Source organism: Haloterrigena salina JCM 13891 (genome assembly GCF_000337495.1).
Taxonomy (GTDB): Archaea; Halobacteriota; Halobacteria; order Halobacteriales; family Natrialbaceae; genus Haloterrigena; species Haloterrigena salina.
Genome location: NZ_AOIS01000058.1, coordinates 140,057 through 161,157, shown reverse-complemented (window position 1 = coordinate 161,157; position 21,101 = coordinate 140,057). Strand labels below are relative to the sequence as shown.

General features: G+C 66.2%; 18 protein-coding genes. 6 read left to right on the top strand and 12 right to left on the bottom strand.

Annotation, left to right across the window (positions count from 1 at the left end):
• Positions 1–30: 30 nt before the first annotated feature.
• The 3 genes from cofC to C477_RS18250 all read right to left on the bottom strand — a co-directional run bounded on the left by cofC (position 31) and on the right by C477_RS18250 (position 3,212).
• The gene (gene cofC, locus C477_RS18260) at positions 31–705 is read right to left on the bottom strand and encodes a 2-phospho-L-lactate guanylyltransferase (RefSeq protein ID WP_008896016.1); all 675 of its coding nucleotides are present in this window, start codon (positions 703–705) and stop codon (positions 31–33) included.
• A gap of 154 nt (positions 706–859) precedes the next feature.
• On the bottom strand, positions 860–2,038 hold the full coding sequence (locus C477_RS18255; RefSeq protein WP_008896015.1) for a tubulin/FtsZ family protein: 1,179 nt from the start codon (positions 2,036–2,038) through the stop codon (positions 860–862).
• A 253-nt stretch (positions 2,039–2,291) separates the two neighbouring features.
• Entirely contained in the window at positions 2,292–3,212 is a 921-nt protein-coding gene (locus tag C477_RS18250; RefSeq protein ID WP_008896014.1) for a complex I NDUFA9 subunit family protein, read from the bottom strand.
• A gap of 99 nt (positions 3,213–3,311) precedes the next feature.
• On the opposite strand from C477_RS18250, the gene tmk reads away from it, so the two are divergent.
• Complete coding sequence (gene tmk / locus C477_RS18245) at positions 3,312–3,929, top strand: dTMP kinase (protein ID WP_008896013.1); 618 nt, start codon at positions 3,312–3,314, stop codon at positions 3,927–3,929.
• A gap of 49 nt (positions 3,930–3,978) precedes the next feature.
• On the opposite strand, the gene C477_RS18240 is transcribed toward tmk, so the two are convergent.
• Positions 3,979–5,850 carry an SLC13 family permease gene (locus tag C477_RS18240; RefSeq protein WP_049914666.1) on the bottom strand — a complete coding sequence of 624 codons (1,872 nt, stop codon included), beginning with the start codon at positions 5,848–5,850 and terminating at the stop codon, positions 3,979–3,981.
• A gap of 227 nt (positions 5,851–6,077) precedes the next feature.
• Between C477_RS18240 and C477_RS18235 the strand changes: the two genes are divergently transcribed.
• The 3 genes from C477_RS18235 to C477_RS18225 all read left to right on the top strand — a co-directional run bounded on the left by C477_RS18235 (position 6,078) and on the right by C477_RS18225 (position 7,495).
• A complete protein-coding gene (locus C477_RS18235) occupies positions 6,078–6,308 on the top strand; it encodes an Lrp/AsnC family transcriptional regulator (protein WP_008896011.1) in 231 nt (76 codons plus the stop codon).
• Positions 6,309–6,518: 210 nt separating this feature from the next.
• The gene (locus tag C477_RS18230; RefSeq protein ID WP_008896010.1) at positions 6,519–7,265 is read left to right on the top strand and encodes a potassium channel family protein; all 747 of its coding nucleotides are present in this window, start codon (positions 6,519–6,521) and stop codon (positions 7,263–7,265) included.
• Positions 7,265–7,495, top strand: a complete 231-nt coding sequence (locus C477_RS18225; RefSeq protein WP_008896009.1) for an Lrp/AsnC family transcriptional regulator — start codon at positions 7,265–7,267, stop codon at positions 7,493–7,495. Before C477_RS18230 ends, C477_RS18225 begins: the two co-directional genes overlap by 1 nt.
• Positions 7,496–7,743: 248 nt before the next feature.
• Here the strand turns inward: C477_RS18225 and C477_RS18220 are convergent, their stop codons facing one another.
• A complete protein-coding gene (locus C477_RS18220; RefSeq protein WP_008896008.1) occupies positions 7,744–8,280 on the bottom strand; it encodes a DUF5813 family protein in 537 nt (178 codons plus the stop codon).
• A gap of 194 nt (positions 8,281–8,474) precedes the next feature.
• Here C477_RS18220 and C477_RS18215 point away from each other — a divergent pair, with 194 nt between their 5' ends.
• The gene (locus tag C477_RS18215) at positions 8,475–8,669 is read left to right on the top strand and encodes a hypothetical protein (protein ID WP_049914659.1); all 195 of its coding nucleotides are present in this window, start codon (positions 8,475–8,477) and stop codon (positions 8,667–8,669) included.
• Here the strand turns inward: C477_RS18215 and C477_RS18210 are convergent.
• The 6 genes from C477_RS18210 to C477_RS18185 all read right to left on the bottom strand — a co-directional run bounded on the left by C477_RS18210 (position 8,647) and on the right by C477_RS18185 (position 17,797).
• Positions 8,647–9,036 carry a DUF7522 family protein gene (locus tag C477_RS18210; RefSeq protein WP_008896007.1) on the bottom strand — a complete coding sequence of 130 codons (390 nt, stop codon included), beginning with the start codon at positions 9,034–9,036 and terminating at the stop codon, positions 8,647–8,649. The genes C477_RS18215 and C477_RS18210 overlap by 23 nt on opposite strands.
• A gap of 178 nt (positions 9,037–9,214) precedes the next feature.
• The gene (locus tag C477_RS18205) at positions 9,215–10,501 is read right to left on the bottom strand and encodes an O-acetylhomoserine aminocarboxypropyltransferase/cysteine synthase family protein (RefSeq protein ID WP_008896006.1); all 1,287 of its coding nucleotides are present in this window, start codon (positions 10,499–10,501) and stop codon (positions 9,215–9,217) included.
• Positions 10,502–10,603: 102 nt separating this feature from the next.
• The gene (locus C477_RS18200) at positions 10,604–11,383 is read right to left on the bottom strand and encodes a hypothetical protein (RefSeq protein WP_239641903.1); all 780 of its coding nucleotides are present in this window, start codon (positions 11,381–11,383) and stop codon (positions 10,604–10,606) included.
• A gap of 120 nt (positions 11,384–11,503) precedes the next feature.
• On the bottom strand, positions 11,504–14,125 hold the full coding sequence (locus tag C477_RS18195; protein WP_049914658.1) for an alkaline phosphatase PhoX: 2,622 nt from the start codon (positions 14,123–14,125) through the stop codon (positions 11,504–11,506).
• A gap of 299 nt (positions 14,126–14,424) precedes the next feature.
• Positions 14,425–17,067 carry an alkaline phosphatase PhoX gene (locus tag C477_RS18190; RefSeq protein WP_049914657.1) on the bottom strand — a complete coding sequence of 881 codons (2,643 nt, stop codon included), beginning with the start codon at positions 17,065–17,067 and terminating at the stop codon, positions 14,425–14,427.
• A gap of 319 nt (positions 17,068–17,386) precedes the next feature.
• A complete protein-coding gene (locus tag C477_RS18185; protein ID WP_008896002.1) occupies positions 17,387–17,797 on the bottom strand; it encodes a hypothetical protein in 411 nt (136 codons plus the stop codon).
• Between the two features lie 189 nt (positions 17,798–17,986).
• On the opposite strand from C477_RS18185, the gene C477_RS18180 reads away from it, so the two are divergent.
• On the top strand, positions 17,987–19,510 hold the full coding sequence (locus tag C477_RS18180) for an NAD(P)H-dependent oxidoreductase (RefSeq protein WP_008896001.1): 1,524 nt from the start codon (positions 17,987–17,989) through the stop codon (positions 19,508–19,510).
• A 21-nt stretch (positions 19,511–19,531) separates the two neighbouring features.
• On the opposite strand, the gene gpmI is transcribed toward C477_RS18180, so the two are convergent.
• Complete coding sequence (gene gpmI / locus C477_RS18175; RefSeq protein ID WP_008896000.1) at positions 19,532–21,055, bottom strand: 2,3-bisphosphoglycerate-independent phosphoglycerate mutase; 1,524 nt, start codon at positions 21,053–21,055, stop codon at positions 19,532–19,534.
• Between the last annotated feature and the right edge of the window lie 46 nt (positions 21,056–21,101).

Here is a 21,101-nt window from a genome sequence, read left to right as displayed (position 1 = left end):
GCCGAGTAGCAACGCCGTCCGTCGACGGCGCTACTCCGGACGGGATTCCTCGAGTCGCGCGACGGTCACGCGGCCGTCGGTTCGCTCGAGTTCGAATCCGAACTCGCGGAGCCGGGCTGGCGCGCGGTCGGTCTCGGTCCCGTGGACGAGCACCTCGACGAGGTCCGCGGGCTCGTCGACGTCGGTCCCCAGCCGGAACGAATCGACCGTTTCGAGGGTCGCACCGACGTCGCGGGCGATCTCGCGGTGATCGAGGTAGGACGCGCCGTGGTAGTCGACCCGAAACTCGGGGTGGTCGACGACGAGCGCGTTCGTCCCGGCGCCCCGACCCGGGACGACCGCGACGTCGGCCGCGGCGGAAAACAGCGCCTCGAGCGCGCCGGCGGTCGTCAGCGCGAGATCGGCCATGACGACGGCCACGGGGTCGTCGTCGCCGCGCTCGGGCAGCCGCGCGTTGACCGCCTCGGTGAGCGGCCGTTCGTCGACTGCGACCGAAACCGCGTCTCGGACGTCGGCCTCGAGATCGAGCGTCGCGGGGTCGAGCGGCGCCGTCGCGAGGACCGTCGGCTCGTGGCCCGCCTCGACGACCGCGGTCAGGACGTCCGCGAGCATGGCGCGTGCGAACACCGTCCGCTCCGCGGGCGTGAGGACGTCGGCGAGCCGGGTCTTCGGCTCCGTCGCGGCGAACGGGACGACGACCTGCATCGACGGTCGCTAGGCCGGACGGAGGCAAAAGCACGTCGAACTCGGGCTCGAGTCCGACTCGGGTCGAGCGCGCCGACGGGGCCAGTGTCCCCCGTCGTGCCCCCCGACACGAGTGCGATCGCTGGCGCCGTCGGGTGTCGAAAGAAAAGCGAGCCTAGAACAGCGGCTCGAGTTCGTCCTCGTCGTCCTCGACGAGTTCCTCTAAGTTCTCCTCGCTTTCCTGCTGGATGTCGTCGATGTTGTCCTGGGCCTCGATGGCGACCTGCTGGAGGCGCTTGATCCGCGGGACGTTCGTCACGCCCGAGAGCAAGATTGCCGCGGCGACCTCCGGCTCCTCGCGGGGGTAGTCGCCGCCGCGGACTTCCATGCTGCCGGTTTCCTCTTCGAGCCACTTCCGCCCGCGTTCGATGCCTTTCCGGTTTAAGTACTCCGAGGGGCCGGCGAGTACGAGCAGCGCTCGCTCGGTGCCTTCGATCTCGCAGGGCAGCGTCAGCCGTCCGAGCGCGGCCTTGCGGACGAGGCTCGTGATGCGGTTGGTCGTGTTCGCGGCGTCTAAGTTGTCGTCGCCGCCGCCGTCGCCGGTAAACCGGGAGAGCAGGCCTCCGCCGGTGTTCATGTCGACCTCCTCGCTGGCGAAGCCGACCGTGGAGACGCCCCCGCCCGAGAGCGTGTTAATGATCTCGGAGGAGTCGACTACGGATTCGGCCACCTCCTGGCCGTCGCCGACCTCGCCGGCGCCAAAGAGGATGCCGAACCGACGGACGATCTCCTCGTTGATCTGCTCGTAGCCGCCTTCGACGGACTCGCCCGTCTGTCGCCACGAGTCGTTGTCGAAGACCATGAGGTTGTCCACCTCGCGGACGAACGTCTGGAATGAACGGGCCGCGTTGAGCGTGTAGATGCCGCCTTCGTCCGTCCCCGGCAGGACGCCGAGTCCGTAGACGGGGATCGTGTAGATCCGCTTGAGATGCTTCGCGAGCACCGGGGCACCGCCGGATCCGGTCCCGCCGCCCATCCCGGCGACGACCAGAAACGCGTCGACCTCGTGGGTCGGAATCGCGTCGATGGCGTTTTGCACCTCGTCGATGTCTTCCTCGGCGACTTCCGCGCCGAGCTCGTTGTCTGCACCCACGCCGTGGCCCTTTACCCGGGCTTGGCCGATGAGTACTCGATTCTCCTGTGGTATATTCTTCAGGCCCATGAGGTCCGCTTTCGCGGAGTTAACGGCAATCGCCGCACGGACGATTCCGCTACCCGTCCGATCGTCGTAATCGAGGAATCGATCGACGATCTTGCCACCAGCCTGTCCGAATCCGATCATCGCCAGCTTCATAGTTTGTCAGGGGGCTCCGTTGAATTGGTACAGAGTGATTAAGGACATAAGTCTTTTGTTGGGCTGAATTTCTCTTCTTCTTTGGGGTTCGCGAAAATCGCAAGCGGGCGTCGGTCTCGACTGCAAGTTTTCACGAGAGAAACGTATCGTGAACGATGAAGCGACTGTGTTTTATATTAAATGTTTGGGCCGACTGGTCCAGCCGTAAATCAGGGGGGCAATCGCCGGACGGCGATCTCGGCTCGGGCGCGGATCACGGCGACGGTCGGGACGTCTGCCGTCGGCCGGCCGCGTCGACGCCGAGATACGACCCGAGCGTCGTCAGTTCGTCCTCCGAGACGCCGAACGCGGAGACGTCGTTGGTGACGACGGTGTTGCTCATCTCGAGCGATCGGGCCTGATCCGCGCCGAACGGGAGGAACGGGACGGGATCGATCGCGGAGAGTCCGAATTTCGCCAGCGACATGGGAATCGAGACGATGGAGACGGATTTCCCCTCAGCTGCGTAGGACAGTTCGGTCGCGTCCGCGAGCGTGACGATCTGGGGGCCGGCGATCTCGTAGGTCTCGCCGACGTGGGTATCGTCGTCAAGGACATCGGCGAGCATCGGAACCAGATCGCCGACCCAGATCGGCTGGAACCGCGTCTTTCCGCCGCCGGGAAGCCCCGTCACGTACGGCGTCGTCAACTGTTTCGTGAACTCGAGGAATTCGGCGCCGTCGCCGAACACTACGGAGGGACGGACGATGGTCCACGCGAGCCGCGACTCGGTGACGACGTCCTCGGCAGCACCCTTAGTGCGGAGGAACTCGGTGTCGGCGTCCGGATCAGCGCCGAGCCCGCTCATCTGGAGGAATCGATTGACGCCGCCGTCTTCGGCCGCCTGGACGAGATTCGCCGTGCCCCCGAGGTGAACCCGCTCGTGGGCGTCCTCGTCGGGGGGCTGGTACAGCGGCGAGAGCGAGACGAGGTTGACGACGGCGTCGTGACCCGCGACCGTCTCGGCGATCGAGTCGTAAGCACTGACGTCGCCTGCCACCCGATCGACGCCTGCGGGAAGATCGGTGTCGCTGGGATCGCGGGACAGCGCCGTCACCTCGTGACCCCGCTCGTGGAGCTCCGTACAGAGGGGCGTGCCGATGAAACCGGTACCGCCGGCGACGAGGATCTTCATGCCCGAAAGATGACGCCGCAGCGATAAATAACTGATCGCCTCCGTGGTTTGGCGGTCGGTCTCGATGGATTGTAATAGCCCACCCGACGACGTGGACGTATGCTGGTCACGCTCGAGGGACTGGACGGGAGCGGCAAGACGACGGTCTGGGAGGCGCTACGGGAGCGCTATCCGGACGCGGTCTTCACGCGGGAGCCCACGAACGACTCCTGGTACGGCGACGCGGTCTACCGCTCGATCGGCGACGACGACGCCGACTCCCTGGCGGAACTGTTCCTCTATACGGCCGACCACGCCGACCACCTCTCGCGGGTGATCGAACCCGCCCTCGAGGCCGGCGACCTCGTGCTCTCCGATCGGTACTCCGACTCCCGATTCGCCTACCAGGGGGCGACCCTCGAGGCGTCCGACCGCCTCGCCGTCGACGACCCCCTCGAGTACGTGGTCGACGTCCACGAACCGTTCTCGATCCCGCCGGACCTGACGATCTATCTCGACGTCGATCCCGAGACGGCCGCCGAGCGCGCGGGCGCGACGAACAAGTTCGAACGCGTCGACTACCTCGAGTCGGTCCGGGACAACTACGAGCGACTCCTCGAGCGCGAGCCCGATCGGTTCGTCCGCGTCGACGCGACCCAGGAGCCGGACGCGGTGCTCGAAGCGGTATTGTCCACGCTCGAATCGGCGCTCGAGGATTCGGACCTCGAGTCGCCCTAAGTCGGCGGTTCCGGCCGCATCAGTCGGTCCGGAACCGGACGAGCCTTCCTCAGGCGACGCCCCAGAAGAATTCGATGCCGAGCACCGTCACCACGGAGAGCAGCAACTGCAGCGGCGCGCCGACGCGGACGAAGTCGGTGAACTTGTAGCCGCCCGGACCGTAGACGAAGAGATTCGTCTGGTAGCCGACGGGCGTGAGAAACGCCGTCGAGGCCGCGAAGGTCACCGCGAGGACGAACGCGAAGGGGTTCGCACCGATCTGGTTCGCGGTCTCGACGGCGACGGGAAGCATCAACACGACGCTCGCGTTGTTGGAGATGACGCCCGTGATGAGCCCGGTCGCGAGGTAGAAGACCCAGAGGACGCCGAGAATCGGCAGATAGGACCCCGTCGCGGCGACGAGACTCCCAAGTAAGTCTGCGCCCCCGGTCTGCTCTAGGGCCATCCCGAGGGGGATGATGCCGGCGAGCAGGAAGATCACGTCCCACTCGACGGCGTCGTAGATCTCGGTCGGCTTGAGGACGCCCGTCGCGACCATCGCCACGACGCCCGCGAGCGCGGTCACGAGGATCGGGAGCGAAAGGGCCGACATCGCCTCGAACGCCGCGACGCCGGTCGCACCGGCGAGGGCGGCGCCGACCGCGCCCCACGGAACGGCGACGAAGCCGACGACGCCAGCCATGATCGCCACCGCGTGCGGAATCTTCTCGCTCCGGTAGTCCGGTTCCTCGGGTTCGTGTGCGACGATGAAGTCGTCGTTCCCCGAGAGGCGATCGATGCTGTCCGGCGCCGCCTGGACCAGCAGCGTGTCGCCGACGCGGATCCGCCGCTCGTCCATGTCCTCGCGAACCGTTTCACCCCGACTGCGGAAGGCCAGCACCGTCGCGTCGTAGCGCTGTCGGAACGTCGAACTCTCGAGGGACTCGCCGACGAGAAACGAACCGCGCGGGACGACCACTTCGACGAGGGTCCGATCCGGTACTTCGTCGGGCTCTAACTCGGCGGCGGTCTCGGGGCTGCCCGAGAGCGTGAGCGTCTCCCGGTCGACGAACTGCTGGACGGTGTCGCGGTCGGCGCGCAGCCGGAGCAGATCGCCGGCCCGGATCGTCTTCTGGCCGATCGGTTCGATGAACTCCTCGTCGTCGCGGACGACCTGGATGATGTCGGCGTCGAACTCGACGTGGTCGATGGCCTCCTCGACGGTCGTCCCGACGATCGGCGAGTCGTCGTTGACGACGACCTCGGTCAGGTACTCCTCAATGGCGTACTCCTGGACGTAGTCCTCCTCGACGGGGACGCGCTCGGGCAACAGTCGGTGGCCGACCGTCATGAGATAGATGCTGCCGACGATCAGCACGATGATCCCGAGCTGGGTGAACTCGAACATCGAGAACGGGTGGTCGAGCAGCCGCGCGGAGACGTCGCTCGCGAGGATGTTCGTCGAGGTGCCGATGAGGGTGAGCATCCCGCCGAACATCGACGCGTAAGAGAGCGGAATCAGGAGTTTCGAGGGCGACGTCTTCCCCTTGTGGGCGATGTCCGAGACGACGGGGACGAGGATGGCGACGACCGGCGTGTTATTGATGAACCCGGAGATGGGGCCGCTGACGCCGATCGTCGCGAGCAGTTGTTTGTCGAGGTCCTCGCCCGCGAACGCCGACATCTTCCGACCGACGATCTGGACGACGCCGGTGCGGCTGATCCCCGAGCTGAGGATCAACATCGCCAGCACGGTGATCGTCGCCGAGTTCGAGAACCCGGAGGTTCCCTCTGCGGTCGAGATCTGCGTGAAGTTCACCACGCCGTCGGCGCCGAGCACCATCAACAGCACCATGACGAGGATCGCGGTCACGTCGATCGGCAGCCACTCGGTGACGAATAAGACGAGCGCGAGCAGAATGATCCCGAACACGACCACCATATCGGGCGTCACTCCGAGCCCGCCGGTCTGAGCGGGCAGTCCAACGACGCCGTCGCTGTGGAGAACCTGACCGAACACGGTTGACGTCCCCCACTCTCGACCGACCCCGCTTGAAGCTCCCGATTCGGCGGTGCGAATCGAGCGACGGCGGCTGCCTCCCGTCATTCCGTCTTCATCTCCGGCGTCGGGCAAAGGCTTTAGTCGTGCCATAGAATACCACACTACCGATGGTCCACGCGTTCATCATGGTGAAGACGGCCGCCGGAGAGTCCGAGGGGCTACTCGCGGAGATCAGGGGCCTCGAGTCGGTGGTCGACGCTCACATCGTCGCCGGCAACTACGACATCATCGCGGAGATCGACGGCCAGGAGGTCTACGACGTTCTCGAGACCGTCTCCTCGAGCGTTCAGGGACTCGGCGGCGTCAGCGACACGAAAACGTACATCGCGATGGGGTGAGACGAGCGGCCGAGCCGCGCGACGGTGACCTGAACCCAGCAGGACGACAGCCCGTTTCCGTCCGGAGGCGTGCCGTCTCCGACCATCGCTCGCCGCGGTCGATTGTCCGTGTGAGAGCGACGAACGCGTAGTCCCGCGGTTGCGACGTTCGAACAACCACCATGGTACTCGGGGACAAACTTATTCACGGGGGCGAGCGTACCCCTGTTCATGCGGTTCGTGATTATCGGGGCAGGACGGGTCGGCCTGCGCACGGCGCGCGTCTTGCGCGACGAGGGCCACGAGGTAACGATGATCGAACGCGACGAGGCGAGGGTTCGCCGCGCTCGCGACCAGGAGTTCCCCGTCGTCGAGGGCGACGGCTCTCGCGAGGACATCCTCGAGGACGCCGGCATCCGCGACGCCGACGCGCTGGGCGCGCTGACGGGCGATCTGAACGTCAACTTCACCGCCTGCATGATCGCCAACCACTACGACTGCCGGACGATCATGCGCATCGACGAGGCCTACCGCGAGGGGATCTACCGCAAGTACGCCGACCAGGTCGACGAGGTGATCTACCCGGAGCGCCTCGGCGCGATCGGCGCGAAAAACGCCCTGTTGGGCGGCACGATCCGCGCGATCGCGGACATCGCCCCCCATCTGCAGGTCGTCGAACTCACGATCACCGACGCGGCCCCCGTCAACGGCTACACGATCAGCGAACTGCAACTCCCCGCCGACGCGACCGTCCTCGCGTTCGGCAAGCGCGGCCGGGACCTCGGGCTCCCCGACGCGGACCTCTCGCTCGAGGACGGCGACCGGCTCATCGTCCTCGCGGACTTCGACGTCCTGAGCGAGGTCCGCCAGCTCCTGGTCGGCGAATCGGCGGCCCAAGCGGCTACGAACGCAGGGACGGGCTCGAGTTCCGCGACGACGGACCTGTCGTCGGAGACCGATACCGGAGGTGTCAACTGATGGTCACGGCATTCATCATGATCAAGGCGAACACGGGCGAGGCGGATCGACTCCGAGACAGCATCGAGACGATCGACGGCGTTCAGTCGGCCTACATCGTCGCCGGCGACGTCGACATCATCGCGAAAGCGCAGGTCGAAACTCCCGCCGCGGTAAAGGAGATCGCGGCCACCCAGATCCAGGGCATCGACGGCGTCGAGAACACCCAGACGTACATCGCGATGGACTAGCAGCGAAGTTTTGCGCTGCGGGCGCGGCTTCGCCACGCCCTCGGCAAAAATTCGATTAAAAGCGCTCCTCCCTCCGTTTCGGCCTCTTCGAGGCCTCCACATCGGTCGTCGGCCCGCTCCTTCGCTTCGCTCACTCGCGGTGATCGACTGGGCATTAGCCTGCCCTTCCCCGAGTCGCACGACTCTCGCCGTCGCTCGAGTCGCGCTCCCGGCCAGAGAAATACGAAGCGACGGTCGTACTGAGAACGCTACATTGGCATTCCGTTACCACCGCCGTCACCTTCTGCGGCCTGCTGGCCGCGGTTCTGGGCGTTCTCGAGCAGCGTCGCGGCCGCGCCCTGATACTCGTAGCCGGGGATGATCCCCTGGGCGAACGTCCCCTCGACGAACTCGATGAGGGCCTTGGCGTCGTCGACGCCCTCCGCGGCGTCCCAGGCGACGTACTCGAGTCTGACGGTGACCGCGTCGTCGCCGCGGTCGACGGCGGGGTCCTCGTGGGTGCTCGTCTGGGCCACCGTGAAGGTGTCCTCGAGACGGCGCTCTAGGGTTTCGAACCAGCCGTCCTCAACGACGGAGGCGACGGTCTCGCCGGCGACGGCGGCGTCGAGCGTCGGGAGGGTGACGGTGACGCGGAACTCGCCGTCTCGCTTGCCCTCGGCGTCGTCGGCGGTGACGGTCGCGTCGAAGACGGTCGTCTCGAGGTCGTATCCGGCGCCGTCCTCGCGCGGGACGAACGCGTCGTGGGACTCGAGTTCGCGTGCGACGGGATCGGGAAGATCGGTCATCGTCCGTTCGAACGGCGGTGAGCGAAAAGGGTGTTACGCTGTCGCGCAGTCTGTCACGGTCGTTGACTATTGAATGGGGCCGTTACAGGCGGGTAATCGCCCGACGGCGGCGGGATCGTTTCACGAACGTAATCGGCCGTTTCCGCGATAAATGGCATGCATTACTACAACGGATATTGCCGTTTTTCGACGGCATGAGTCTCGATAGACACGCCGCCGAACGCCGCCGATTCGCACGCCTCCTCGGCATCGACGGGGAACTCGGCTCCGGGCTGCCGATCGGAACGCCCTCGAGTCGGACCGAGGAGGAGAACGACAGCGATCATCGCGAACGGGACGCCGACCGATCGACCGACGAGGAGTTCGCTACTCGATCTCGCGATCGTTGAGGAACACGTTGATCGCCGTCGCGACCTCTTCGAAATCTTTGACGGTGAGTCCGTCGGTCGTGACGAAGATCCCGTCGCTATCGCTGGTTACTCTGACGAGAAAGCCGTTGTCGAAGACGCGAATGGTGTAGTTGTAGTCGCCGAGTTCGGAGTTGTCGTAGGCCGTCTGGGCCGTCTTGAAACCGCGCCACTCGTGGCCGATAAAGGTCGACAGATCGGCGTCGCGCTCTAAGTCCTCGCGCAGGTACACCTGCTCGAAGTCGTCGCGCGTAAAGTAGGTGACAGAACGGAGGCTGTCGCCGATCGCCGTCCGACAGGTGGTGACGATCCGTTCCGCAGCCTCGTCCGTGAGCAACCCGGTAGGCATGCCGAATACATCGAACCGCGTGACCTTAACGACAAGGGGCTGGTTTGACTCGCTGAAAACGGCGTTCACCGCCGAGCGCTGTTTCATCGTCGAACGCTGTTCTACCACCAAGCGCTGTTCTACCACCGAACGTCGTTCTGTCTTCGAGTGTCGTCACTGACGCGACGACGGCGAGCGATCAGACCGCGTCGATCGCCCGGTCCAGATCCGCGATTACGTCGTCGACGTCCTCGATGCCGATCGAGAGCCGCACGAGGTCGTCGGTGACGCCGCTGGCCAGTTTCTCCTCCTCGGTGAGCTGCTGGTGGGTCGTACTCGCGGGGTGGATGATCAGGGTCTTCGCGTCGCCGACGTTCGCCAGCAGACTCGTCAGGTCGACCTCGTTACAGACCGTTTCTGCGGCGTCGTACCCGTCCTCGAGGCCGAACGTGATCATCCCGCCGTAGCCGCCCTCGAGGTACTCCCGGGCGTTCTCGTGGGTCTCGTGGCTCTCGAGGCCGGGGTAGTTGACCCAGGAGACCTTCGGATGGTCCTCGAGGTACTCCGCGACGGCCATCGCGTTCTCGCAGTGTTTCTCCATCCGCAGCGGCAAGGACTCGAGTTTCTGGAGGGTGACCCAGGCGTCGAACGGCGACTGCTGGTTCCCCAGATCGCGCAGCCCGCGAGTCCGCGCGACGACCGAAAAGGCCGCCTCGCCGAACGTCTCGTAGAAGTTGACGCCGTGGTACGCGGGATTGGGTTCCGTAATCTCGGGATAGTCGCCCTCCGGCCACGGGAAGGAGCCGCCGTCGACCAGCACGCCGCCGACCGTCGATCCCGCGCCGTGGAGCCACTTGGTCGTGGAGTTCCAGACGAGGTCGGCGCCGTGCTCGAGCGGGCGGCACAGGTACGGCGTCGCGAACGTGTTGTCGACGAACAGGGGCACGTCGTGGTCGTGGGCGATGTCAGCGATGCGCTCGATATCGGGCGTCACGAGCGCTGGATTACCGATCGTCTCGAGGTGGACGAACGCGGTATCGTCGTCGATCGCCTCCGCGTAGGCCTCGTAATCGAGCGTATCGACGAAGTTCGTCTCGATGCCCCGCTTCGCGACGGTGTGGGTGAGGTAGGTGTACGTGCCGCCGTACAGCGACGACGAGGAGACGATGTTGTCGCCGACGTCCGCAAGGATGAACGTCGCGAGGTCGAAGGCGGCCATCCCCGACGACGTGGCGAGCGCGCCGACGCCGCCCTCGAGCGTCGCGATGCGCTCCTCGAGCATCGCGTTCGTCGGGTTCATGATCCGCGAGTAGATGTTTCCGGTCTCTTCCAGGCCGAACAGGGCGGCGGCGTGCTCTGTGTCCTCGAACTCGTAGGAGGTTGTCTGGTACAGCGGCGGCGCTCGGGCACCCGTCGTTGGATCGGCTACCTGGCCGGCGTGGACGCTGTTCGTGGCGAACTTGTTCTCGTCAGGAGTGTCTCCCATACCCGACCCGTTGGCAGCCGTGAAGGTAAAACTGGGAGACGATCATGTTCGGAATTCCGACGCACGAGCCGCGCAGCGAAAAAACGAACCGGGTTGGAGCGGTTAGCGGAGTTTCGCGAGCACGGTAGCCACGAGGACGGCGAGCGTGGCGAGCGCGGAGCCAGCGGCGAAGCCGGGCATCCCGTCGTCCGAGCCGTCGTCGTCCGTCTCGTCGTCTGACGGGGAGCCGTCGTCGTCGGATTCGGAGTCGTCACCGTCGGATTCGGAGCCGTTATCGTCGGATTCCGATCCGTTGGGATCCGAGTCCTCGGTACCGGAGCCATCGTCGCCGACGGTCAGCGTTCCCGCCTCGAGCGACGGGTCGACGGCGCCACCGTCGTCGTCGTCGACCTGCATCGACGTAACGCGCAGGTCCGTTTGACCGGCGTCGGCGCCGGCCACGTCGATCGTCGCCAGCGTGACGTTCGCGTCGCCGGCCGTGACCGCGTCGTCGAGGTCGGCGGCTTCGACGGTGATCGTTTCGCCGTCGGCGCCCACGGCGGGGTCGGTCGTCAACCCGAAGTGATCTGGGTAGCTGGCGTTCGCGACGGTTGCGACGTCGCCGTCGTCGACGGCGAGCGCGATCTTGAACCCGGCGAGTCCGTCGGGAACGTCGGTCAGCGAGACGCGGAGACTCCCGGTCGAATCGGGCTCGACCGTCGCGTCGGAGACGACCAGCGCGGGCTCGGCGCCGCTCGAGGCGCCGTTGGCCGGTGCAGCGCTGTCGGCCGATGCGGCCCCATCAGTCATCGCCGGACTCGGTTCAGTCGTCGTCGGCTCGCCGGCCGTGGTCGCGGCGCCGACCGAACCGAGCGTGACCGTTCCGACGACCGTCGCGATCACGAGTGCGACGACGAGAGTTCGGAACGCGCGCCCGCGGAGAGGCGAGCGGTCCCGGCCTCGGCGGTGCGATTCAGACTCGGACCCGGTCGTCGGCGTATCGGTGTTGTCGTGCCTCATCGGTTACAGCTCGTCATAGAGGGCGACGACGTCATCATAGTCGATACGGCCGTTGTCGTTGAAGTCGAACGCCGCCTCGTTGAGTTGGACGGCATCGCCCTCGAGATTCTCGAACAGCAGGGTGACGTCCTGGTAGTCGAGTCGGCCGTTGCCGTTGACATCCTCGAAGCGTCCGTCCCCGTCGAGGTCCGTCGGGGCCTGACCCGATCCCTCGCCGATCGGCGGCGGACCGACGACCACGATACCCGGACGCGGCTGGGTGTCGATCGCCATCCCGTCGTCGTCGTCCAGCGAGTGGACCTCGATCGTAATATCGGTCGTACCCGTGCCGACGCCCTCGAGGTCGAGCGTCGCGAGCGTGACCTCCTCGAGGGTCGCACCGATCTCGTCCTCGAGGTCGGCAAAGCGGAACTCGACGCTCGAGCCGTCGCCGATCGACGGCTCCGAGGTCAACTCGAGCGCGTCGTGGTAGCTGACGTCGGTGATCTCGGCGACGTCGGCGTGCTCGACGGAGACGGTGACGCGGCCGCCCGCGAGGCCGTCCGGGATCGACGAGAGCGTCAGGTCGACCTCGCCGGTCGCGCCGTGGCTGACCGCGATCGAGTCGGTCCGGAGAACCGCCGGCGGCTCGTAGACCCACATCGCGTCATTCTCGTACGTGCGGCCGAAGGAGCCCTTGTCCTCACAGAGGATGACTCGGCCGTCGTCCATGACCATCACGTTGTCGACGTTGATCAGCGACTCGTCGAGCAGGGAGACGGAATCGCTCCCGTTCGGGCCGACGACGACCGGCTCGAGTCTGGAGACGTCGTACCCCTCCTCGAGTTCGGCTCGGTAGAGGACGCCGGTCTCGACCTCGTCGAAGCGGAGTTCGCCCTGATCGTCGGTCATCGAGCCGCCGAGCGCGGAGATACCGAAGTAGATGAAGTCGCCGGGTTCGGCCTCGTCGTGGGAGTCGATCCCCTCGGCCTTGTTGAACTCGACGCTGGCGCCGATCTCCTTGGCGGCCGCGCGGGTCTCGAGGAAGGGAACGCGACGGAGTTCTTCGTCGACACCGTCTGGGCCGCGTTCCGCGTACTGTTCGGCCCACTCGACGATCTCTTCATCGGCGATGTAGTCCTGGTTGCCGTTGATCGCGACTTCCTCGTCTGCTTCGCGCAGGGCCTGCTCGAGGTCGTCGGCCCAGTCGGTCTCGGCGTGGGTCTCGAGGTAATCGACCTGCGTGACGTCGTCGTACTCGCTGATCCAGGCTTCGACTTCGGCGTTGCTCGCGGTGCCTAGCGGAAGCCACTCGATATCGAGGTCGGTCTCGGCGACCGGTCCCTCGCCGATCTCGGTGGCTTTCATCGCGTACAGCGTGCCGCAGACGTCCATCCGGTCGTCGTACTCCGGAATCGGCTCTTCGGCGACGAACTTGTAGATGCCCTTCGCGCCGCCGTCGGAAGCGAGATAGACCGTCCGTTCGTCGGGCAGCACTTCGGGACACTCCCACGCGGCGCGGCCGAAGACGTGGTGTTTGACCGGGACAGGGTCGTCGCTTGCGGGATCGGTGATTTCAACGAACTTCCCGTAGCGGTAGCGGTTCGGGAACGCCTCGTCGTCGATCGGGGTAGGCGTATCCTCGCCCTCGATCCGGTCGACCGGCTCGGCGCCGAGGTGGTAGGCGTGTTTCTCGAGGCCGGTCAGCGCCCAGGCACCCATCGGCCCCCAGCCGTCCTCGCCGAGGGCCTCGTTGAGCCCGTTCGAGAGTTCACCGGGATTCGGTCGGTTCCAGAACTCGCTGGCGCCCCGGAGACCGACGCCGCTTCCGTTCTCGACGATGTCGCTGACCGTCGCGGTGCCTTGGACCCGCGGATGGCTGTAGTCCTCCTCGGACGACAGCGGCGTCTCCCACGGACTGAGGTCGCCGTAACAGTTGATCCGCGTGCCGCCGACCTCGCGGAAGGCCTCGGTGTTCTCGAGTTCCATCGCGTTCTCGAGGTCGGCCTCCCAGCGACCCGACTCGCGGCTGAGCGGCGTCCGCGTGATCGCGCCCGGACGAGTCTCGTTGTTGGTGAAGAGGTAGCCCTCGGTCCCCTCGTCGTTGGTCGAGACGAAGAAGTTCATGTCGGTGACGCCGCCGGCGCTCGCGAGGTCCTCGCCGACGAGCTCCGCGACGTTCTCGCCGTCGGGCGTCTGCGGGTGACCGAACCGCTCGGTCTCGCCGTTGATCGGGTCGCCCGCCTGCATGAGCAGCCGGTAGTCGCCGGCCGCCCCGAGGACCTGCTGCTCCTCGGCCTTCGTTCGCGGCGGCTCGAGTTCGTCGAACTCGTCGTTCTTGCCGTTGAACGTGAACTGGAAGTCGTCGAAAACGCCGACCCCGCCCCGGTTGAACGGCTCCATATTGTCGTCGCTGGGCGCCTGCAGGCTGTAGAGTAGTTCCCCCGTGTCGAAGACGAACGGCCCCGTTACCTCGGCGCCGAGTGCCGTCGTCGAGAACCGGTCGATGTTCCCCTTGACGTACGGCGCCTCGAGCGTGTCGTGTTCCTCGGGATCCCCGTCCGCCCCCACGAGACCGACCGTCCCCGCACCGACTGCCGCGGCCGCCGACGATGCCATCAGCTTTCGCCTGGTAAATTCGACCATGCAAACGGGTTGACCCCTTGGGATAGGGTCAGGTTTTATAATATTATTATAATCCATACTGTTATCAAACGGTGAAGTTCATACGTCTCGATAGTCGAATTGAACGAGCGGGAGTCTATATAGTCGAGCGGAGGGCCGAAAAATAGTCCGGACGAAAAACCGCAGGTGAGACCGGCTCGGCGGTCGTCTCGGCGATGAACGGTCGAATCGAGCGCCAGCGACGAGGCGGGCGAATCGACCGTACGGCTCGGCGCCGAATCACGAGCCGGACGCGAATCCGAACGCGGACGGCGCCTCGATTACAGTTCGTCGTAGAGGGCGACGACGTCGTCGTAGTCGATGCGGCCGTTGTCGTTGAAGTCGAACGCCGCCTCGTTGAGTTGGACGGCGTCACCCTCGAGGTTCTCGAACAGCAGGGTGACGTCCTGGTAGTCGAGTCGGCCGTTGCCGTTGACGTCCTCGAAGCGTCCGTCCCCGTCGAGGTCCGTCGGAGCGCGGCCCTCGCCGATCGGCGACGGACCGACGACCACGACGCCCGGGCGAGGCTGGGTGTCGATCGCCATCCCGTCGTCGTCGTCAAGCGAGTGGACCTCGATCGTAATATCGGTCGTGCCGGTGCCGACGCCCTCGAGGTCGAGCGTCGCGAGCGTGACCTCCTCGAGGGTCGCGCCGATCTCATCTTCGAGGTCGGCAAAGCGGAACTCGACGCTCGAGCCGTCGCCGATCGACGGCTCCGAGGTCAACTCGAGCGCATCGTGGTAGCTGGCGTCGGTGATCTCGGCGACGTCGGCGTGCTCGACGGAGACAGTGACGCGACCACCCGCGAGGCCGTCGGGGATCGACGAGAGCGTCAGGTCGACCTCGCCGGTCGCACCGTGGCTAATCGCGATCGAGTCGGCGCGCAGGACCGCCGGCGGCTCGTAGACCCACATCGCGTCGTTCTCGTACGTGCGGCCGAAGGTACCTTTGTCCTCACAGAGGATGACTCGGCCGTCGTCCATGACCATCACGTTGTCGACGTTGATCAGCGACTCGTCGAGGATCGACGTGGGATCGCTCTCGTTCGGGCCGACGACGACCGGTTCGAGTCGGGAGACGTCGTAATCCTCCTCGAGTTCGGCTCGGTAGAGGACGCCGGTCTGAACCTCGTCGAACCGAAGCTCGCCGTGCTCGTCGGCCATGGAGCCGCCGAGCGAGGAGATGCCGAAGTAGATGAAGTCGCCGGGTTCGGCCTCGTCGTGGGCGTCAATCCCTTCGGCCTTGTTGAACTCGATGCTGGCGCCGATCTCCTTGGCGGCCGCGCGGGTCTCGAGGAAGGGAACGCGACGCAGGTCCTCGTCGACGCCGTCGGGGCCACGTTCCGCGTACTGTTCGGCCCACTCGACGATCTCCTCGTCGGTGATGTAATCCTGGTTGCCGTTGATGGCGACCTCCTCGTCCGCTTCCGTCAGCGCCTGCTCGAGGTCGTCGGCCCAGTCGGTCTCGGCGTGGGTCTCGAGGTAGTCGACCTGCGTAACGTCGTCGTAGTCGCTAATCCAGGCCTCGACTTCGGCATTGCTCGCCGTTCCGAGCGGGAGCCACTCGATGTCGAGATCGGTCTCGGCGACCGGTCCCTCGCCGATCTCGGTTGCCTTCATGGCGTACAGCGTGCCGCGGACGTCCATCCGGTCGTCGCACTCCGGAATCGGCTTCTCGGCGACGAACTTGTAGATGCCCTTCGCGCCGCCGTCGGAGGCGAGATAGACCGTCCGTTCGTCGGGCAGCACCTCGGGGCACTCCCACGCGGCGCGACCGAAGACGTGGTGCTTGACCGGGGTCGGCACGTCGGCGGTCGGCTCGGTGACCTCGACGATCTTGCCGTAGCGGTAGCGGTTCGGGAACGCCTCGTCGCCAATGGGTCGGGGCGTGTTCGCGGTCTCGAGCCCGTCCTCGCCCTCGACCTCGTTCTGATCGATCGGCTCGACGCCGAGGTGATAGGCGTGTTTCTCGGTGTTCCGGTTGTTGTGCAGCCCCATCGGGTACTCGTGCTCGTCGCCGAATAGCTCCTGGAGCGAGCCGTCGACCTCGAGAATGTTGGGTCGATTCCAGAACTCGCTGCCGCCGCGGAGACCGACGCCGCTCCCCTGCTCGACGATATCGCTGACCGTCGCGAGCCCGTTGACGCGCGGATGGCCGTACTCCTCTTCGGCCGACAATGGCGTCTCCCACGGACTCAGGTCGCCGTAACAGTTGACCTTCGTCCCGCCGATCTCGCGGAACGGTTCGGTGTTCTCGAGTTCCATCGCGTTCTCGAGATCGGCCTGCAGGTAGCCGTCCTCGTCCCGGTAGAGGGGCGTTCGCGTGATTCCTCCCGGTCGGATCTCGTTGTTAGTGAAGAGGTAGCCCTCAAGCCCCTCCTCGTCCGTCGAGACGAAGAAGTTCATGTCGGCCTGGTCGCCGATGCCGTCGTACCCGTCTTCGGAAACGTCGACGAGTTCCTGCCCGTCCGGCGTCTGCGGGTGGCCGAACCGCTCGGTCCCGCCGTTGATCTCGTCGCCCGTCTGGACGAGCAGCCGGTAGTCGCCGGCCGCCCCGAGGACCTGCTGTTCCTCGCGGTCCGTTCGCGGCGGCTCGAGCTCGTCGAACTCGTCGTTCTTGCCGTTGAACGTGAACCGGAAGTCGTCGAAGACGCCGACCCCGCCCGTGTTGAAGGGCTCGAGATTATCGTCGTGTGGACCCTGGAGACTGTAGAGGAGTTCCCCCGTGTCGAAGACGAACGGCCCCGTTACTTCGGCGCCGAAGGCCGTCGTCGAGAATCGATCGATGTTCCCCTTGACGTACGGCGCCTCGAGCGTGTCGTGTTCCTCGGGATCCTCGTCCGCCCCCACGAGACCAACTGTCCCCGCGCCGACTGCCGCTGCAGCCGACGATGCCATCAGATTCCGCCTGGTAAATTCGACCATGCAGCCGAATCAATATTCGAAGAAGTAATGAGAATTTATAATAGATAGAAGTGAGATATTGTAGATAACGAAGTAAAATTAACGGGAATATACCGAACATAGCACTCTGACGTCTATTGATCGATATGCAGACGTGAGAGGGATTACATAGCCGACCCGGCGTCGCGGGGCGAGTCGAAGACCCGACGGGGCGCGGGTCGAGTAATTCGAGACAGGAACGCGCCGATCACGGCGTCAGCGCGGCTCCGGCGGCGGACGGCGGAACTGTCGAAGAAAGGGGAACGAGGGTGTCGAACGGCGGCAGCGATCCGAGCGGTCGTCAGTCGAGACCTTGTGTCTTCACTTCGGTCCGGACCTCGTCGGCGCGGTCGCGGACCCACGTGAGGTAGCGCTCGATCTCCGTCGGCGTCGATCCGAAGAAGGAGGCGACCCAGTCGCGGTCGGCCCACGGCAGCGTCATGAGGTAGGCGGCGAGGGTGTCCTTGCCCGCCTGGACGACCTCCGGCGGGACGCCGCGCTCGCCGGTACCCTCCTCGACGAAGCCGTTCACGTCGAAGTAGACGTCGGCGTACAGGCGGGCGTCCGTGAGACTGTCGAAGGCGATATCGGTGTGTTCGGGCGCTTCGAACCGGTAGCGCTCGTCGGTGTCGTCGTCGACGATACGGACGTCGAGAACGTACTCCTCGACGACCCGATCGGCTGTTTCGGGGGCGGGGTCGGACGTGGACATTTCCGTGGATCCATTCGAGGGTGAAACAGTATTGAACGTTGATATGATGGCTATTGTCCGCTCGTGAGTGGTCGGTAGGGCTACTGGGACACCGGCGCGGTCGGTCTCGGGTGTCCCCGCGATCGATCCGCCGGTCTCAGGCCGCGCTTTTTAGGCCGCCGTCGTCGTTACGACCGTCCACGACTACGGATGAACGTCCTAATCGTCCTCGGCCACCCCCGAACCGATAGCCTCTGTGGCGCGCTGGCCGACGCCTACCGCGACGGGGCGCTCGAGGCCGGTCTCGAGGTGCGGCAACTCGCCGTCGCCGACTGCGAGTTCGATCCCGACGTCCGCGAGGTCTCGCCGACCGACCAGTCGCTGGAGCCCGACCTGCGGGCGGCCCGGGAGTCGATCGAGTGGGCCGACCACCTCGTCTTCGTCTACCCGAACTGGTGGGGGACGATGCCGGCGCGGCTCAAGGGCTTCTTCGATCGGGTCTTCACGCCCGGCTTCGCGTTCGTCGAGTACGACGAGGAGGAGGGCGCGGGACACGAGGGATTACTGGACGACAAGACCGCCGAGCTGATCGTCACGATGGACATGCCGCCGTGGGTCTACCGCTGGATCTACCGCCAGCCGGGCAACAACGCCGTCAAACGCGCGACGCTCGGCTACGCGGGGATCCGAACGACGCGGATCACCAACCTCGGCCCCGTCGAGGAGTCGACCGCCGAGGAACGCGAAGGGTGGCTCGAGAAGGCGACTCGACTCGGCGAGAGTCTCGCCAGCGGGCCCGATTCGCGATCCACGCGCGTCTGCCGGCGGGCGACGGCGTGGCTGAAGGCGCTGCGGCTGCAATTCTACCCGATGGCGTGGGTGGCCTACACCATCGGCGCGCTGGCGGCCGTCGGCTCGAGCGACGTGCTCTCCTCGTCCGCCTACTGGCTGGGCTTCGCCTTCCTCTTCTCCCTCGAGGCGGCGACGGTGCTGTCGAACGAGTACGTCGATTATCCCACCGATCGTGAGAACGCGTTCGCCGGCCCGTTCACCGGCGGCTCGCAGGTACTGGTCGACGGCGTCCTCGAGTTCGGCGACCTCAGACGGGGGATCGCCGTCGCGCTCGCGCTGGCCGTCGGGACCGGCGCGGCCGCGCTCGCGATCGGTCCCGGCTCGCCCATGGCCGGGGCGGTCGTCATGGCCGCGCTGGGCGTGCTGGCGCTCGGCTACACGCTGCCGCCGCTCGAACTCTCCTACCGGACGCTGGGCGAACTCGACGTAGCCGTCACCCACAGCACCGGGGTCCTGCTGGTCGGGTACGTCCTGCTCGGCGGGAGTGCGACCGACCCGCTCCCGTGGCTGCTGTCGGTGCCGTTCCTGCTGTCGGTGCTCCCGTCGATCACGCTGGCCGGCGTGCCGGACCGCGAGGCCGACCGGGCCGCCGACAAGGAGACAATCGCGGTTCGCTTCGGCGTCGACGGCGCCGCGAGGGTGGCGACGGCGACCGCGGGCCTGGCCTGTCTGGCGGCGCTCGTCTGGGTGGCGTTCGACGTCGGCGGCGGCGCCTACGACCCGCTGATCGCCCTCAGTGTCCCGCACGCGTTCGGGCTCTGCTGGCTCCTGCGGGATCGGCTGTGGGATCGAACGACGCCCGCTCGCATCGACGGGCTGATGGCCGCGGCGCTTTCGTTTCTGGTCTGGTTCGGGGTCGTCCCGCTGTTGAACCTGCTGTGAGCGGAGAGAACGGAAACCCGCTTACTCGAGCAGCGACTCGCCGGTCATCTCCGGGGGCTGTGCGAGGTCGATCAACTCGAGGATCGTCGGCGCGATGTCGGCGAGGGTACCGCCCTCCCGAACGGTCCGCCCGCCGTCGGAGCCGTCGTCGGCGACGTAGACGAGCGGGACGAGGTTGTACGTGTGCGCGGTGTGGGGGTCCTCCTCGGTGCCCATGTCGTCGGCGTTGCCGTGGTCGGCGGTGACGAGGACGTGCGCGCCGGCGTCCCGGAGCGTTTCCGCGAGCCGGCCGAGTTGCGCGTCGACGGCTTCGACGGCCTCGATGGCGGCCTCGTAGTCGCCCGTGTGGCCGACCATGTCGGGATTGGCGTAGTTCAACACGAGCACGTCGGGGTCGTCGGATTCGATCACGTCGACGGCGGTGTCGGTCACCTCGGGCGCGCTCATCTCCGGCTGCAGGTCGTAGGTCGGCACGTCGGGGCTCTCGACGATCTCCCGGATCTCGCCGTCGAACTCGATCTCGCGGCCGCCATTGAGGAAGTAGGTGACGTGGGCGTACTTCTCGGATTCGGCGATCCGCAGTTGCGTCCGGTCCGCATCGGCCAGCACCTCGCCGAGCACCTGCTCGGGCTGGTTCGGCGGGTAGGCGATCGGGAGGTCGAACGTCTTGTCGTACTGGGTCAGCATGACGACCTCCGCGTCCGGCGGGCTGGTCTCGGACTGGTCGGCCCAGTCCTCGGACCGGATGTCGGCCAGCATTCGCGTGAGCTGGCGCGCGCGGTCCGAGCGGAAGTTGAACCAGACCACCGAATCCCCGTCCTCGAGGGCCGGTCCGCCCGCAATGATTGTCGGCTCGACGAACTCGTCGGTCACGTCGCGGTCGTAGGATTGCTCGACCGCCTCGACCGCGGAGTCGGCCTCGTGGTCGGCCTCGCGGTGGACCATCGCGTCGTAGGCCCGTTTGGTCCGCTCCCAGTTCTGGTCGCGGTCCATCGCGTAGTACCGGCCCGTGACCGTCGCCACGTCGCCGGTGCCGTGTTCGTCGACGACGTCCTCGAGCGTCGAGAGGTAGTCACGACCGCCGGTCGGCGAGGTGTCCCGGCCGTCCGTGATCGCGTGAGTGACGGCCTCGACGTCGCGGTCGCCCGCCAGTTCGATCAACGCGTGGAGGTGCTCGTGGTCGGAGTGGACCCCGCCGTCGCTGACGAGGCCGACGAAGTGCACCTTCCCGTCGTTTTCGCGGGCGTTGTCGAACGCGGTGTTGATCGCGTCGTTCTCCCGGAAGGAGCCGTCCGCGATGGAGTCCGAGATCCGGGTGTACTCCTGGTAGACCACGCGGCCGGCGCCGATATTGAGGTGGCCGACCTCGCTGTTGCCCATCTGCCCGTCGGGGAGGCCGACGCGCCGGCCCGCGACCTCGAGCGTCCCGTACGCGCCGGCGTCGGCGAGCCGGTCGAAGTTCGGCGTGTCGGCGGCTTCTACGGCGTCTCTGCTCGTTCCGTCGCCGAGTCCCCACCCGTCGAGGATGATCAGCGCAGCGTCCATGTGCGACGGGTCGCCAGCCGCTCGTAACTAGCTGTCGTTGTCTCGC

What these genes read in the sequence shown, in the direction of transcription:
- cofC (WP_008896016.1), bottom strand. Translation starts at nt 705, where the DNA reads ATGCAGGTCGTCGTCCCGTTCGCCGCGACGGAGCCGAAGACCCGGCTC.
- C477_RS18255 (WP_008896015.1), bottom strand. Translation starts at nt 2,038, where the DNA reads ATGAAGCTGGCGATGATCGGATTCGGACAGGCTGGTGGCAAGATCGTC.
- C477_RS18250 (WP_008896014.1), bottom strand. Translation starts at nt 3,212, where the DNA reads ATGAAGATCCTCGTCGCCGGCGGTACCGGTTTCATCGGCACGCCCCTC.
- tmk (WP_008896013.1), top strand. Translation starts at nt 3,312, where the DNA reads ATGCTGGTCACGCTCGAGGGACTGGACGGGAGCGGCAAGACGACGGTC.
- C477_RS18240 (WP_049914666.1), bottom strand. Translation starts at nt 5,850, where the DNA reads ATGGTGGTCGTGTTCGGGATCATTCTGCTCGCGCTCGTCTTATTCGTC.
- C477_RS18235 (WP_008896011.1), top strand. Translation starts at nt 6,078, where the DNA reads ATGGTCCACGCGTTCATCATGGTGAAGACGGCCGCCGGAGAGTCCGAG.
- C477_RS18230 (WP_008896010.1), top strand. Translation starts at nt 6,519, where the DNA reads ATGCGGTTCGTGATTATCGGGGCAGGACGGGTCGGCCTGCGCACGGCG.
- C477_RS18225 (WP_008896009.1), top strand. Translation starts at nt 7,265, where the DNA reads ATGGTCACGGCATTCATCATGATCAAGGCGAACACGGGCGAGGCGGAT.
- C477_RS18220 (WP_008896008.1), bottom strand. Translation starts at nt 8,280, where the DNA reads ATGACCGATCTTCCCGATCCCGTCGCACGCGAACTCGAGTCCCACGAC.
- C477_RS18215 (WP_049914659.1), top strand. Translation starts at nt 8,475, where the DNA reads ATGAGTCTCGATAGACACGCCGCCGAACGCCGCCGATTCGCACGCCTC.
- C477_RS18210 (WP_008896007.1), bottom strand. Translation starts at nt 9,036, where the DNA reads ATGCCTACCGGGTTGCTCACGGACGAGGCTGCGGAACGGATCGTCACC.
- C477_RS18205 (WP_008896006.1), bottom strand. Translation starts at nt 10,501, where the DNA reads ATGGGAGACACTCCTGACGAGAACAAGTTCGCCACGAACAGCGTCCAC.
- C477_RS18195 (WP_049914658.1), bottom strand. Translation starts at nt 14,125, where the DNA reads ATGGTCGAATTTACCAGGCGAAAGCTGATGGCATCGTCGGCGGCCGCG.
- C477_RS18190 (WP_049914657.1), bottom strand. Translation starts at nt 17,067, where the DNA reads ATGGTCGAATTTACCAGGCGGAATCTGATGGCATCGTCGGCTGCAGCG.
- C477_RS18185 (WP_008896002.1), bottom strand. Translation starts at nt 17,797, where the DNA reads ATGTCCACGTCCGACCCCGCCCCCGAAACAGCCGATCGGGTCGTCGAG.
- C477_RS18180 (WP_008896001.1), top strand. Translation starts at nt 17,987, where the DNA reads ATGAACGTCCTAATCGTCCTCGGCCACCCCCGAACCGATAGCCTCTGT.
- gpmI (WP_008896000.1), bottom strand. Translation starts at nt 21,055, where the DNA reads ATGGACGCTGCGCTGATCATCCTCGACGGGTGGGGACTCGGCGACGGA.